Raw genomic sequence first — 13,733 nt, forward strand, 5'->3', positions numbered from 1 at the left:
GAAATAGACGGAAACGATTTGGTCTAAGAATGAATTTAATTGCTGGAATGGTGAATTGGATGCTCTTAAATTAACTTTCGCAAGAGATCTAGTTTTAATGCTTAGAAAAATACTGCTCGCGCCACTCCTTCCAGAAATACATGATGATCCCGAACATCACCACAGCAATTCCCGCAAAAGCATGACTGCTGATAATTTCATGATTTAAGGTTGCTCCCAATACCAGAGCAATCACCGGCGTCATCACATTACTCAATGAGACAGTCGAAGCATTTAGACGGCGAATCAGCCAGAAATAACACAGCATTGCCACAATCGAAGACATGATCATGGTAAATATAAAACCGATCATGGCCTGTGTGCTAGGTAACTGAGTCGGCATATGTTGCCAGATAAACGGCACTAAAATGACTGAACCAGCCACGGAGACCAGCAATGAACCTGTAGCTTGCGACATCGGACTCAAGGGGGCACTGATCTGTTTAACCCAGAAGATCGAGCTGATATAAGACACCATACTGATCAGCATCAGCACTACACCCCAAGGATTGATCTTGCTGTCTGCCGAGTCGGCAAAAACAAAACAAAAACCGGCGACGGCCACTGCCATGCCGAGCCATTGCAGCCAGATCAGTTTATGGGTTTTTAAAATCACATGACTGATTAAACCGGCGATCAGCGGTGAAAAACCAAAAATCAGTGCCATCAACCCTGAGGTCAAATAATTGGCCGCTAGATAAATAAACAGCTGCGCGCCGATTAAATTCAAACTGCCTGCCAGATAACTTTTCATTGAAGTACGGTCAAAAGGCAGCGGGTCGCGCATAATCTTTAGCAGGAATAGCGCAATAATCGAGGCACCAAAATAGCGAATGATCAGCACCCACATCGGGTGAATCTCGGCCACGCTCCAGACAATCGCCAGTGGCGTTGCTGCCCAGATCAGTACCAATAAAGCGTAAATACTTGCCGTGACTGGCAATGAAGATGAAGAACTCATAAGTCTCCTAGACGAGGCCAAGAAGTTCTGGATCAGCAACTTCAAAAATAGCGTATAGCGAATTCATGCTGAGATGAAGTTTTAATTTTTGATAAATTCATCAAGTTTCGTGCATAAAAAACAGACCTATGCAAAACATAGGTCTGTCCCAAGATATCTCAATACGACTTAAGCAATTTTGCGTAAGTCTTGCGCGATATCTAAATGTTTTTCAACATCAAACGCCGTATTTTTGCTGATCATTTTTTTCAAATGACGCATTTCTTTGGCTGCATTCACGGTAATCCCGCCAACGATCTGACCATCAGTCACACCGTACATCACGAATGAATTGTCTGCACCTTTGGCTGCATCCATTTCACCACGGATATGCCATTCAGCTGCGGCCATATTGCCGACAAACTGGAAGTTGATATTCAGCTGATCCGTCCAGAACCAGGCCGGATTGGCTTTCGGATGTTCCACCCCCATCACGTGACGCGCGAAGATGCCTGCTTGCAGGTTAGCATTTTCCCAGGTTTCCACACGGCGGTGATTGCCACAGTCACGTAACTGAGTCGCAACATCGCCTGCTGCATAAATATCAGCATTCGAGGTTTGGCAGTTTTCATTGACTTTAATCGCAACATCAACGTCCAAACCTGCATCTACGGCAAGCTGTGCATTTGGCACGACCCCGATCCCGTAAACTACAGCATCGGCACGCAGTTCTTCACCGCCTTCCAGCGTTACCACCACTTCTTCACCATCTAAACGGCAATCTGTAATCTTGGTTTCAAGACGCACATCGACCTGGTTTTGACGATGCTGCTCTAGCAGGAATTCGCTCAGGATTTGTGGTGAACAACGACCCATAACAATCGGACCCATTTCGATCACAGTCACCTGACAGTCTTTGTAACGTGCAGATGATGCCAACTCAAGACCAATCACGCCACCACCGATCAGGATGATACGGCGACCGGCTTGAAGTACAGGCACCAGTGCCTGTGAATCTTCCAGGTTACGCAGGGTATAGACGTGTTTACCCAAAGCATCGAAATTAGGCAAACGGCGCGCGGCACCACCTGTTGCAAGCAAGAGTTTGTCATAAGCAACAACATCACCGTTGAGGAGTTCAACCGTTTTCGCCTCGGCATTGATTTTCGCCACGCCATTACCGCGAATTGTTTCCACACCTAAATCTGCCAGTTTCTGTTCTGACAGGATTTCGATCTTGGTCTCTTCAGGTTTTAGAATCACATCTTTAGACAGCGGTGGACGCTCATAAGGAAGATGGCTTTCATCACCAATTAAGGTAATTTTGCCTTCATACTTGTTGCCACGAAGTTCTAAAATTGCGCTCGCACCTGCCTGGCCAGCACCTACGATCACGATGTTGTTTACGTTGCTCATTTTCTTAACCTTTTAACTCTGCAGATACGATACCGAAGCCGGCAATCCATTCGCTGATGTCTTCATAGCAATGCGTGGTCATTTCATACTCACCCATTTCGCTTAAGGCAGCGAAGGCAGCCATCCAAGAACGGACTTCCTGACCACCACGACCACCATCACGGCGAATCTCATCTTCAGTCATCGCTTCAAGCGCTGCAAAATCGGCTTTCTTGAAGGTTTCAAGCAAGGCAACATCCCATTCAGCGTTTAAAGGCACGGCTACAGAGGTATCGCCTGCTGCCAGCTTTTGACCCACTGCAATGATTTTTGACTGACGCGCGTTACGTGCTTCAGGTGTCGGGTTACGACCAGCAATCAGGAACTCTTCCACTTCTGGTGGTACAGAACCCATTTGCGGAGTCGGTGGATCATGTGACAGGCCACCTGTACCCAGAACCAGTACACGCTCATTTTCAAGGTTCAGAGATTTGATGAACTGACCTACAGCACGGCCTAAAGCGATGGTACGCTTCGTGGTTGGCATTGGTGCTGCAGCGCCATTAATGAAAATTGGAATCGTTGGATAACGATCAAGTTTGCCGTCGCACAGGAAGTGCAATGGCTGAGTCACGCCATGGTCGGCTTGCATACGGTAAGAATATGCAATGTCCACACCCTCATCGAGTACACGACGGACCAAGCCCAGTGCTTTGTCTTCTGGTACATCAATGTGTGCATTGTCTTTACCATAGTCCCAGTCCCCTGCAGCAGTCGCACGAATACCCACGCAGAAACTTGGCATCAGGTCATAAAAGAAACCATTGAAATGGTCTGGACCAAAGGTAATGATCAGGGTTGGGTCGTAAGCTTTTACTTCAGCAGACAGTTTTTCAAACGCTTCACGAATAGCCTGTTCTTTGCATTTTTCCTGCGGTGAAGCAAATTCCATTAAAGGACTGTGCGATGCACAAATAAGTTTAACGGCCATGAGAGACTCCTTAAAAGGAAGGCAGCCAAGAACAGACTGCCGAAAAGTCCATTTCAGACTAGATTTTTATTCGTCAAAGAAACCGGCACGTGGCTGACGTAGGCCACGAATACCTAGACCGCATTCTGCGTTGATCAGAACACCAGTCAGAGGACGGTTATTTTGACGAGATGCCAAGAGCACATATGAACCAGTCATATCTTCCGGCTCAGGTAAGAAATTCAGTGGCATGCCACGGGCGATTTTCTCAGGATCACGTGCATCGAGCAGGCCAAGATTTTCCTGACCTAAAGATGCAGCACCTTTGATGTTCACATTCATACCTGATGGCGCAACGGCATTGACTCGGACTTTAGGCGCTAGTTCGTAAGCCAGTTCTTTCATAATGCCTACACCGGCATGTTTCGATGCTGTGTAAACTGGACCGCCACCTGCAGAATACAATGCAGAATTTGACAGCGTGAAAATGATCGAACCTTCAGATTTTACTAACTCATCAAGTGCAGCTTTCGCGCCTAAGATCAGAGATTTGGTATTAATCCCCATAATCTCGTCAAAGGCTTTCTCCAGCTGCTCACCAGAGGTATTGACGATATCGGCATAGTGATCCCAGATACCGGCATTACCAACGAAACAATCGAGTTTACCGAAACGTTCCACAGTTGCTTGAACTGCACGAACGTTATCTGCATAGCTGGCTACATCACCTTCGATCGCAAGAACTTTTCCACCGAAGTGTTCATTTAATGCATCTACTTTAGCTTTTGAACGTTGAAGAACAGCGACTTGCGCACCTTCCTCAATAAAACGTTCTACCAAAGCCCAGCCTAAGCCTGAACCACCACCAGTAATAAGTGCAACTTCGCCCTGTAGCCAACCCATGCTTACTCTCCTGCCATCTCTACAAACAATTGGCCATCTTCAACAATCACTGGGAATGTTTTGATTGGATCAGTTGCAGGTAGACACAATGCTTCACCTGTTTTTAAACAGAAACGTGCTGAATGCAATGGACATTCCACAGTACAGTCATCTTCAAGGTAACCTTCAGACATAGAAGCATTACCATGACTGCATTTATCGTTCATAGCGAAGAATTCACCGCCATTGTTAAATACAGCAAGCGCTTCGATACCGTTTACGCCACAATCTACTTTTAACGCTTCGCCTTCGTCTAATTCGTCAACTTGGCATACAAAAATCTTATTCATTAGAAGAACACACTCAGGTTATGTGAACTGTAAGTAACTTGGTCAAGCGTGATCTTACGGTTGAAGATCTGGAAGCCCAGGCCGCCTTCAACTTTGCGGATCTTGTCATGACGTTTACCACAGTAAATCGTAACGTCTTTCTCTTTCTGGGTACGGTACAGTAGGTATGTCACGTACACATCGTATTCGCCTTCAACTTCAGTTGGCTCAACAATCACGTTGCTCACCATGTGAGTGGTACGTGATGGAGGCTCTTCAGCCCAAGCCATACCAGTTTCTAGACGTGCAACACGACGTTCCAGAAGATCTTTCGTATCGTTGAACACCCAAGTGGTAGGTGGTTCAACTGAACGACGACGGTCACGGGTTTGTGCGTTTGGTGTGGTACGTAGCGTGTAAGAAATATCTTCAGCTAAGGTATCTAACCATTCGCGGAATTTCCAATCGTCTAGCAATTTTGCTTCGCGATACAGGAACTGACTAATTTGGTGATGAAGTTCTAAGCTGATTTGACTCATTTCATAAGCTCCTTCTCATATTCGTCAGCTGCTTTTTCTACGTCTTCCCATTTTTCATAGATCAATAAATCTGCCCAGCGGCGGTACATACCACGTGCTGCAGTTTCAGAGAAAATGTAGTTGGTGATACCCGGGATACCATCTTCACGTACTTTTTCGTTGCCTTTACCCATTTCCATAATGAGTTTGTTTTGACGCGCTTTGTAACCACGTAAAACTTTTTGAATCTCGATCCAGTTCTCAGAGTCATCTTGCTCCAGGAAACCGGCTGGACCAAAGGCACGCGTTGCAGAACGTTCGAATGCTTCTTTCACTTCTTGAGATGCTTCAGCATCCGCGATACAGAATGCCCACACTTCAGTTTTGTTTGGACCACGTGGATGCCATACGCGAAGTGTTGCAGTACCGTTCAACCAAGACAAAGTTGGGAACATGGTGTTGTGACCTGCAAGACGCAGTGCACGAGTCTCGCCTAGGCGCTCTTTAACTTCGTCGTAAGTTTCACGGAAGTAATTGGCAACTTCACCGTCAACCCATACGTTTGCATCTGGTTTTTCAGTAAAGAAGAAGCCTGAACCGTGACCACGTGAACCGTACTGGATCGCGTCTTTAGCCGTTTCCCAAACTGGACGAGCAGTTTGCGCAGCACCTAATTTTTTAGATGATTGATCGTCTGGTTTTGCGCCCAATACTTGGATCGCAGAAGCGTGAGAGAACAATGCGTGGTATTGGTCAGAGGCGAACTGTTCAGCCGCAAATTTCCAGTTACACTCGATTTCCCACTTGTGTACACCACCGATGATTTCAGTACCACCTGGACGACGGTCAACAACGCCATCTAAATACCAAGCGATATCGCCCATGTATTCTTCTAGATCAGGTGTGGTTTCATCCCAACAAGCGAATACCAAGCCTTTGTAAGACTTCACACGATTCACTTCAACCAGACCCCATTGCTCTTTACATGCACCATGCGGGTAAGCACGATCTTCAAGCGGGATATCTTTTAAAGAACCGTCAATGCCATATGACCAGCCGTGGTATGGGCAAGTAAATGCACGGGTATTACCACAGTCAGCGAAGCTCACACGCATAGAACGGTGACGGCACTGGTTTAAAAATGCTTTGATTGAGCCGTCTTTTTGACGTGCCACAATGATTGGATCTTCACCCATGTAGGTATTGAAGAAATCACCAGCCTTAGGAATTTGGCTTTCATGGCAAAGGAATAACCAAGTACGACCGAAAACACGTTCGAGTTCTAATTCGTAAATGTCAGGATCTGTATAAATAGATGGCGTAATACGTCCATTTTGTGCATCGACTAAAGCATCGATTTCGCGCACATCAATTTTTCCACTCATGAAAAGCTCTCCTGTGACCTATCTTTGGCACAAAGTAATAGACTCAACTTTTCAACGATGATGGATTTGACAGCGTTTTTCGGGAAATATTTTTTTTGTTTCAATTAAGAGCTTAAAACAATTATTAAGCACGTGAATTTTTATATTAAAACATCTATTAATCCCGCCAGAGCATTTAGTTTATGAATGGGAAAATAATCTTCACGACATAGTTGTTTATAGATTATACTTTGAGGAAATTATAGTAAGACATTTTTTGGATTACTCTTTGGGTTGATGACATGGAATTACGACACCTTCGCTACTTTATCACCGTTGCTGAAGAGCTCAATTTTAGTAAGGCAGCACTTAAACTTTATACGGCTCAACCCTCACTTAGCCAGCAAATCAAAGACCTGGAAGAAGATGTCGGGGTAAAGCTACTCAACCGGACCAAACGTAAAGTAGAGCTGACCGAAGAAGGCGCCGTATTCCTGGAACAGGCCCGTCTCACCCTTGCACAGGCGGACAAAGCCGTTGCCATGGCACGTCAGGTGTCACAGGCCAAACAGCAAATGCTCCGTATCGGTTTTGTACCGGTAGCCGAGATGAAAATCTTCCCCTATATCTTGCCAAATCTACGTGTACAGAACCCAGATTTAAAAATTGAACTGCTCAGCCTGAACAACAATGAGCAGATGCGTTTGTTAAAAAAAGGTGATCTAGATCTGACATTTACCCGTCATAATTTCAATAGTGATGAAATTGAAAGCCAGTTCGTGATTCGTGAACCGCTGATTTTTCTCCTGCCTAAAGATCACCCCTTAGCAAAATACGAAAGAATTCCTGTTAAAGCATTGAATGGTATTGATTTTATTATTCCATCAGCAGAGCAGTCCTTGACCCTGAACCAGGCTATTCTGGACTTTGCCAAAGCCAACGGCATTGAACTCAATATCGTGCAAAAGGCCGATAATATTTTATTTAATATCAACTCGATCGGAATGGGCCTAGGCTGTACCATTTTGCCTGGCTATATTGCACCACTAACCATGGATAATACCGTGATTCGTCCGCTGGACGTGGAGTTGCCCTATTTAGACCTGTATGTCAGCTACCATAAAAACAACAAATCCTATGTCGTGAGCAAATTTCTTGAGCTTTTGACCCGTGTGTTCTATCTGGATATTAACCGTAGCGAACAAAATTAATCCTATTTCTTCCCTGCATTAGGCATATGCCATTCAACTTATGATAGGCATGTGCTTTTTTTGTTTTATTATTTTATGCTTAAGAATCCATTTTTAATTCTATTTTATAATAAAGAATCTATTTCTGGCGCTTAAATTTGTCACTTGCCCTTGACCCAAATTGTGTATTTTTAGCTCTAAATGTACTGCATTTACCACTTAAGTCTAATAAAGTTTCATTCGGATTTTTCTCAGTTTAAATAGCTCAAACCTATAAAAATTATTAGATTTTTATATTTATTCAAATAAATGAGAATCAAACTCACTTAGGTGCGCTACCTTAAATATTTCCGATATAAAAAAGGATGACCAAAGCCATCCTTTTTTAAAACTGTATCAAACTTATTTTACGCCGTGAACAGCCAGGTAGTTTTTGATCACAGTGTTGAACTCATCTGCTTTTTCAACTTGAGACCAGTGACCGCATTGGCTGAAGATATGTGCATCAGCATTTGGCACGAGGTTCAGGATGTCCCAAGTACGAGAAACCGGAATCACCACGTCTTGCGTACCATGAATCAATAGTACAGGCACAGTAATGTCTTTCATTTTTTCGAAGTCTAATGGGAATTCGAAACGGTCACGGTCACGTGCGCCAACCACATCCATTAAACGATTTGATGCATAGTCATTTGCAGCAGAAGCAAAACGTACTTTTACCAGTTCATCAGTAATTAGATCTTTATTTACGACAAACATAGAAAGAGTTTTCTTGATCCCTTCTTCTGTAAGAACTGGGTTTGCGTGAGCTTTAAGTGCAGCTGTCTGTTTCGCACCACCTGTACCCATAGACACGATACCCAAAATACGATCTGGATAATCCAGTGCCATCTGGAATGCTAACCAACCACCCAGAGAGTTACCCACCAACCAGGTTTTTTCGATACCCAAAGCGTCTAGCGTACGGATCGCATGATCTACCCAAGCACGAATACCATATTCAGTACCCGGTGCAACTACAGTTTGGCCATAACCAATGGTATCAATCGCGATACAACGTGCCTGCTCACCAATTTGTGGCAGGTTTAACCACCAGTTTGCCGCAGCCGATACACCTGTACCTGAACCATGTAAAAATAAAATAGGCGTACCTTCACCAATTTCGTGGTAATGGGTCAACTCGCCTTCAGCAGTTTCAATCCATTTGTCTTCTAAGCCAAAGAATGGATCTGTTTGATAGTCAGGGATTTGAACAGTGCTCATATTGCTTCCTCTTACAGTCTTTCGCTTGCGTGTCCCTCTATTTTCAAGAATTCGACGTCAAGTTGACTCATTAAAATGACTTGTGTACACCCTTATATTAACCGCTCAACCGCAGCAAACTGATACAAAATTACGATTGCACCCAACAAAATAGATATAATTTAAGTGTTTATTTTATATATTTTTTTATAAATTAAACCCTGCATAAACTAAGGTTTTAACTGCATTCTTAAACCAAAAAGCAGCCAGAAGACTGACTGCTTTTAAAATATAGGGGTATTAGAATTTATGGGTATAAGTGGTGGCGACACGGTATTCTTGCAGGTCTGGTTTTGCTGGATTGGCAAAATTCACATCAATATACATCGCCTGTACACCCAAACCTTTTAATTTACCTTCTGGCACAGTGTAGTTCACGATGGCATTCACTTCATCCGTATTGAAGTTCTGACCTTGATACGCCCCAGTACCTTTCTGATCATAACCTTTGAAATATACTGCTGTTGCGTTTAGGCCTTTTGCACCCATTTCAGAGAAGTCATAGCCATAAGAAACACTCCATGACTTTTCTTCTGGTGCGGTAAAGGTCGCTACCCCCCAGTTCGCCAGATAAGGCTGTGGCACCCAGCCACCCAATGTCGGGAATGCACTATCACCAAACATTTGCTGGTAACCCACACCTACGCTATGTGCACCATGATTCACTTTTGCAGCGACAGATAATGCCTGGTTATCGATCTCACCATACAGCTTGTCACCTGACTCCGAGTTATCGAAGTAACGAATGTGGCTATCTAATTTGGTTTTTTCACCGAGCGCAGTTTTGTAATTGACACCCAGATAATGCTGTTGGTAAATGTCTTGAACATCGGCATACCAGTAGCTCGCCCCTACTTCTTTAGTAAGCTGGTGGTCTACACCCGCAATCCACATGCCATCAGCTTCAGCACCCGTATCATAGAAACTTGGTGGAGCAAATTTAGTTAAGTCGCGGAACTGGTTGTCATAACGGTTATTAATGCCATCAATATACGCAAGAGTTAACTTGGTATCTTTAAGGTCTTTAGACTCTAACCAGGCAACACTATACGTCGTCAATAACTGACGCGATGGATCGAATACCAAGACTGGAGATACCGGCAATAACTCGCCGACTTTCAGTTCAGTTTGTGACACTTTGGCTTTTAAGGTCGCACCAACTTTACCAAAATTATCTTTTTGCCCTTTGCCTGGTCCTTCATGCGGTAAAACCCAGTCAGGATTATTATCACGACCATTCAAACGGAACGCATGCTGAATAAGAAGATCTGCACCAACCTGCACACCACCACCGATATCGTGATAACCGGACTTGGCATCCAGAGTCACGCCTTGTGACCAAGAACCCCAATTACGTGATGAATAGTCATCTTGATACTGACGGTCTAGATAAAAGTTCTTAAATTTAAGTTGAACATTGCTGTCGTCAATAAAGTCTGCATTCGTTGCAGTTGTCCCTAAAGTTGCTGTCGCAGCAAGCATTGCAATCCATAAATTGTGACGACGCATGATGAGTTCCCCATTCAGCTGATAAAATCCATGCAGCCATCATGCGCAAGTCGGTTTAAATAAAAAATCCGACCACAGTATTAAACTTTTGCTCTTTTAGCTCTGCATATTCCGGGCCCAGATTTAAGCACTCAATCTCTTAGATTTTAAACCGATTAATGAAAATAAAAATTTGACCAGATATTTAATTCAAATTTCTGTTTCCTTTATTAATAAGCGCAATTTTTTTAAAAACTTTAAGATAATATTTTTTATTTATCGTTTTTATGTTTAAGGAAAAAATTAAACTGAAATAATCTCCACATAGCACTATAACTAAAATATCTGAGATCAGAGTTTTAATATATTATTAAATCTACTTAATAATAAAAAAGCATCCAAATCGGATGCTTTTTTATTAGCCTTATTTTAATACGAATGCATTAAAAATTAAGCTTGTAACTCGCGCGCTTTAGACATGGTTAATGCCAGGTCTTCAATCATGTCTTCCTGACCACCTACCGTACCACGGCGACCAAGTTCCATCAGGATTTCACGTGCAGATACGCCATATTTCGCTTCAGCGCGTTTAGCAAACAACAGGAATGAAGAGTAAACACCCGCATAACCTAAAGTAGCCGCATCACGGTCTGCACGAATCGGGTTGTGCATCATTGGAATCACTAGATCTTCAGCAACATCTTGTACTTTGAACAAGTCAACGCCAGTGTCCATACCCATACGGTTTGCCACAGCGATGAACAATTCAAGTGGTGTATTACCCGCGCCAGCACCCAAACCTGCAGATGCCAAATCGACACGTACTGCACCTGCTTGAACCGCAGCAACAGTATTCGACACACCCATGCCCAAGTTGTGGTGACCGTGGAAACCAAGCTCAATGCTTGAATCCAAGTGTTGACGTAAGTGACCTACGCGATCAATAACGTCTTGAGGAAGCATATAACCTGCAGAGTCAGTTACATAGATACAGTTTGCACCGTAAGACACCATCTTGTTTGCTTCTTCAAGCAATTTTTCAGGAGATGCCATGTGCGCCAACATTAAGAAGCCCACGGTGTCCATTTCTAATTTGCGTGCAGCGGTGATGTGCTGTTCAGAACAATCCGCTTCAGTACAATGCGTCGCCACACGAATGGTAGATACACCAATTTCATGTGCCATTTTCAAATGGTCAACCGTACCGATACCAGGAAGAAGCAATGCAGAAATTTTTGCATTTTTCATACGTGGCACAACAGCAGACAAATATTCTTCATCTGTTGCAGCAGCAAAACCGTAGTTCACTGATGAACCGCCCAGGCCGTCACCGTGCGTTACTTCAATTAAAGGTACGCCTGCATCATCAAGTGCGGTTGAAATTGCAATCATTTGCTCAACAGTCGTTTGATGGCGCTGCGGGTGCATACCATCACGCAAAGTCATATCATGAACAATAATCTTAGACATTTTGGTATTCCTTTAAGCTTCAGCGATGTTGAACACGTGTTCTGCGAACATTTCTGCAGTACGTGCAGCTGCTGCAGTCATAATATCCAGGTTGCCTGCGTATTTCGGCAGGAAGTCACCCAGACCTTCAACTTCCAAGTAAATTGATACACGGTTGCCATCAAATACAGGACCATTTACAAGCTTGTAACCTGGTACGTATTTTTGAACTTCCTTGATCATGGCATGTACAGATTCAGTGATCGCTGCCTGATCCGGCTCACCTTCTACTAGACAGTGAACAGTATCACGCATCATTAGAGGTGGCTCAGCCGGGTTAATGATGATGATCGCTTTACCTTGTTTCGCGCCGCCGACTTTCTCAATGGCACCTGCAGTAGTACGTGTGAATTCATCAATGTTTTTACGCGTTCCCGGACCAACCGACTTAGTCGATACAGTTGCAATGATTTCGCCGTATTCAACAGGTTGAACGCGAGAAACCGCAGCCACCATCGGAATCGTTGCCTGACCGCCACATGTCACCATGTTCACGTTTGGTACTTCGCCCGCTTGTAGTAATGCTTCAAGGTTGACTGGTGGTACACAAAATGGACCAATCGCAGCAGGCGTTAAGTCGATCATCAACACGCCAAGTTCATTCAGCTTGCGGCTGTTTTCAGCATGGACATAGGCAGAAGTTGCGTCGAATGCAATTTTGATGTCATCAGCAATCACATGAGGAAGAAGACCATCAACGCCTTCAGCTGTGGTTTTTAAACCCATTTTCGCAGCACGCGCCAAACCTTCAGAAGTCGGGTCAATCCCCACCATCCAAACAGGCTCTAACCATTCGCTGCGTTGTAATTTATAAAGCAAATCAGTACCAATATTCCCTGGACCGATCATTGCACATTTAATCTTTTTCATGAATGTACTCTCTTGGAATCTTGATTATTCAGCAGCGAATGCAGCGGTTACTGAACCGAAGCCTTCAATTTCAACTTTGAATTCATCACCTGGTTGCGCCACAACCATTGGACCTAAAGCACCCGTCAAGATGATGTCACCTGCCAACAATGGACGGCCACGACGCACCATTTCATCTGCAAGCCAAACCGCAGCATTGAGTGGGTTTGCAAGACATGCTTTACCCACGCCTTGAGAAACGACTTCCTCACCGCGCGTCATCACCATCTTGCAGTTCACAAGATCAAGTTTTTCTAACTTAACCGGCTGAGAACCCAAGACAAATGCAGCAGAAGATGCGTTATCCGCCACAGTATCAATCAGGCTAATTTTCCAATTTTCGATACGGCTATCGACCACTTCAATTGCAGGCAATGCATAATCAGTTGCGCTGATAATGTCTGCATACGTGTGTTTTTTTTTGGTTAAATCCTGGTTAATCACCAATGCGATTTCCGCTTCAACTTTTGGCTGAATCAGGAAACCGGCTGGAATTGCTTCACCATCGCCATAAGCCATGTCGGCAAATAACATACCAAAATCCGGCTGATCTACACCCAGTTGCGCTTGAACGACTTTAGACGTCAAACCGATTTTACGACCCACCAGACGGCGACCTTCAGACAAAGCACGCTCGGTATTCACTTCCTGAACGGCATAGGCGATATCTACGTCAGCACTTTCACCGCCAAGTTCCGGGCGAATCGGTGTAATCGCAGTTTGTGATAATTCAGCGCTACGAAGTGCTTGTGCAACTGATTCAACAACAGCAGAATTCGACATCAATGTTTCCTTAAACTGCAAAAATTAGGCTTATGCTGGGATCTAAGAAGGACAGAAAATATGAAAATGATCAGGCTGATCATCCGCATGGACTGCCTTTCTCAGAGCGAGCATA

The 13,733-nt window shown here is 44.1% G+C and carries 13 protein-coding genes; 1 reads left to right on the top strand and 12 read right to left on the bottom strand.

Annotated features, from left to right (window positions below; genetic code table 11):
• Window positions 1-94 precede the first annotated feature (94 nt).
• From NI468_RS11330 to hcaE, 7 genes are all read right to left on the bottom strand, one after another.
• A complete protein-coding gene (locus tag NI468_RS11330; protein WP_253101944.1) occupies window positions 95-1,000 on the bottom strand; it encodes a DMT family transporter in 906 nt (301 codons plus the stop codon).
• A 168-nt stretch (window positions 1,001-1,168) separates the two neighbouring features.
• Window positions 1,169-2,395: a 3-phenylpropionate/cinnamic acid dioxygenase ferredoxin--NAD(+) reductase subunit gene (gene hcaD / locus NI468_RS11335; protein WP_253101947.1), complete on the bottom strand. Its 1,227-nt coding sequence runs from the start codon at window positions 2,393-2,395 to the stop codon at window positions 1,169-1,171.
• 4 nt (window positions 2,396-2,399) lie between these two features.
• Window positions 2,400-3,365 (bottom strand): 3-carboxyethylcatechol 2,3-dioxygenase, encoded by a 966-nt coding sequence (locus tag NI468_RS11340; protein ID WP_253101949.1) that lies wholly within the window; start codon window positions 3,363-3,365, stop codon window positions 2,400-2,402.
• 66 nt (window positions 3,366-3,431) lie between these two features.
• Window positions 3,432-4,247 (bottom strand): 3-phenylpropionate-dihydrodiol/cinnamic acid-dihydrodiol dehydrogenase, encoded by an 816-nt coding sequence (gene hcaB, locus NI468_RS11345; protein ID WP_253101951.1) that lies wholly within the window; start codon window positions 4,245-4,247, stop codon window positions 3,432-3,434.
• A gap of 2 nt (window positions 4,248-4,249) precedes the next feature.
• A complete protein-coding gene (gene hcaC, locus NI468_RS11350) occupies window positions 4,250-4,576 on the bottom strand; it encodes a 3-phenylpropionate/cinnamic acid dioxygenase ferredoxin subunit (RefSeq protein ID WP_253101954.1) in 327 nt (108 codons plus the stop codon).
• The gene (gene hcaF / locus NI468_RS11355) at window positions 4,576-5,094 is read right to left on the bottom strand and encodes a 3-phenylpropionate/cinnamic acid dioxygenase subunit beta (RefSeq protein ID WP_253101957.1); all 519 of its coding nucleotides are present in this window, start codon (window positions 5,092-5,094) and stop codon (window positions 4,576-4,578) included. Before hcaF ends, hcaC begins: the two co-directional genes overlap by 1 nt.
• Window positions 5,091-6,458: a 3-phenylpropionate/cinnamic acid dioxygenase subunit alpha gene (hcaE, locus tag NI468_RS11360; protein ID WP_253101960.1), complete on the bottom strand. Its 1,368-nt coding sequence runs from the start codon at window positions 6,456-6,458 to the stop codon at window positions 5,091-5,093. The genes hcaF and hcaE overlap by 4 nt, the downstream gene beginning before the upstream one ends.
• Before the next feature lie 281 nt (window positions 6,459-6,739).
• Here hcaE and hcaR point away from each other — a divergent pair, with 281 nt between their 5' ends.
• Complete coding sequence (gene hcaR / locus NI468_RS11365) at window positions 6,740-7,648, top strand: DNA-binding transcriptional regulator HcaR (RefSeq protein ID WP_044111817.1); 909 nt, start codon at window positions 6,740-6,742, stop codon at window positions 7,646-7,648.
• 381 nt (window positions 7,649-8,029) lie between these two features.
• On the opposite strand, the gene NI468_RS11370 is transcribed toward hcaR, so the two are convergent.
• From NI468_RS11370 to NI468_RS11390, 5 genes are all read right to left on the bottom strand, one after another.
• Window positions 8,030-8,890: an alpha/beta fold hydrolase gene (locus NI468_RS11370; protein WP_253101963.1), complete on the bottom strand. Its 861-nt coding sequence runs from the start codon at window positions 8,888-8,890 to the stop codon at window positions 8,030-8,032.
• Between the two features lie 279 nt (window positions 8,891-9,169).
• Complete coding sequence (locus tag NI468_RS11375) at window positions 9,170-10,438, bottom strand: OprD family outer membrane porin (RefSeq protein WP_253101966.1); 1,269 nt, start codon at window positions 10,436-10,438, stop codon at window positions 9,170-9,172.
• Window positions 10,439-10,867: 429 nt separating this feature from the next.
• On the bottom strand, window positions 10,868-11,887 hold the full coding sequence (gene dmpG, locus NI468_RS11380; protein WP_005245890.1) for a 4-hydroxy-2-oxovalerate aldolase: 1,020 nt from the start codon (window positions 11,885-11,887) through the stop codon (window positions 10,868-10,870).
• A gap of 12 nt (window positions 11,888-11,899) precedes the next feature.
• Window positions 11,900-12,796, bottom strand: coding sequence for an acetaldehyde dehydrogenase (acetylating) (locus NI468_RS11385; protein WP_071850451.1), 897 nt, complete (start codon window positions 12,794-12,796; stop codon window positions 11,900-11,902).
• Between the two features lie 24 nt (window positions 12,797-12,820).
• Entirely contained in the window at window positions 12,821-13,618 is a 798-nt protein-coding gene (locus tag NI468_RS11390) for a 2-keto-4-pentenoate hydratase (protein ID WP_253101969.1), read from the bottom strand.
• Window positions 13,619-13,733: the final 115 nt, after the last annotated feature.

It is taken from the genome of Acinetobacter lwoffii, assembly GCF_024129355.1.
GTDB classification, from domain to species: domain Bacteria; phylum Pseudomonadota; class Gammaproteobacteria; order Pseudomonadales; family Moraxellaceae; genus Acinetobacter; species Acinetobacter lwoffii_I.

Excerpts from the sequence above, each read along its gene's own strand:
- NI468_RS11370 (WP_253101963.1), bottom strand. The coding sequence starts at position 8,890 with ATGAGCACTGTTCAAATCCCTGACTATCAAACAGATCCATTCTTTGGC.
- NI468_RS11340 (WP_253101949.1), bottom strand. The coding sequence starts at position 3,365 with ATGGCCGTTAAACTTATTTGTGCATCGCACAGTCCTTTAATGGAATTT.
- hcaE (WP_253101960.1), bottom strand. The coding sequence starts at position 6,458 with ATGAGTGGAAAAATTGATGTGCGCGAAATCGATGCTTTAGTCGATGCA.
- NI468_RS11330 (WP_253101944.1), bottom strand. The coding sequence starts at position 1,000 with ATGAGTTCTTCATCTTCATTGCCAGTCACGGCAAGTATTTACGCTTTA.
- NI468_RS11375 (WP_253101966.1), bottom strand. The coding sequence starts at position 10,438 with ATGCGTCGTCACAATTTATGGATTGCAATGCTTGCTGCGACAGCAACT.
- NI468_RS11390 (WP_253101969.1), bottom strand. The coding sequence starts at position 13,618 with ATGTCGAATTCTGCTGTTGTTGAATCAGTTGCACAAGCACTTCGTAGC.
- dmpG (WP_005245890.1), bottom strand. The coding sequence starts at position 11,887 with ATGTCTAAGATTATTGTTCATGATATGACTTTGCGTGATGGTATGCAC.
- hcaC (WP_253101954.1), bottom strand. The coding sequence starts at position 4,576 with ATGAATAAGATTTTTGTATGCCAAGTTGACGAATTAGACGAAGGCGAA.
- NI468_RS11385 (WP_071850451.1), bottom strand. The coding sequence starts at position 12,796 with ATGAAAAAGATTAAATGTGCAATGATCGGTCCAGGGAATATTGGTACT.
- hcaF (WP_253101957.1), bottom strand. The coding sequence starts at position 5,094 with ATGAGTCAAATCAGCTTAGAACTTCATCACCAAATTAGTCAGTTCCTG.
- hcaD (WP_253101947.1), bottom strand. The coding sequence starts at position 2,395 with ATGAGCAACGTAAACAACATCGTGATCGTAGGTGCTGGCCAGGCAGGT.
- hcaB (WP_253101951.1), bottom strand. The coding sequence starts at position 4,247 with ATGGGTTGGCTACAGGGCGAAGTTGCACTTATTACTGGTGGTGGTTCA.
- hcaR (WP_044111817.1), top strand. The coding sequence starts at position 6,740 with ATGGAATTACGACACCTTCGCTACTTTATCACCGTTGCTGAAGAGCTC.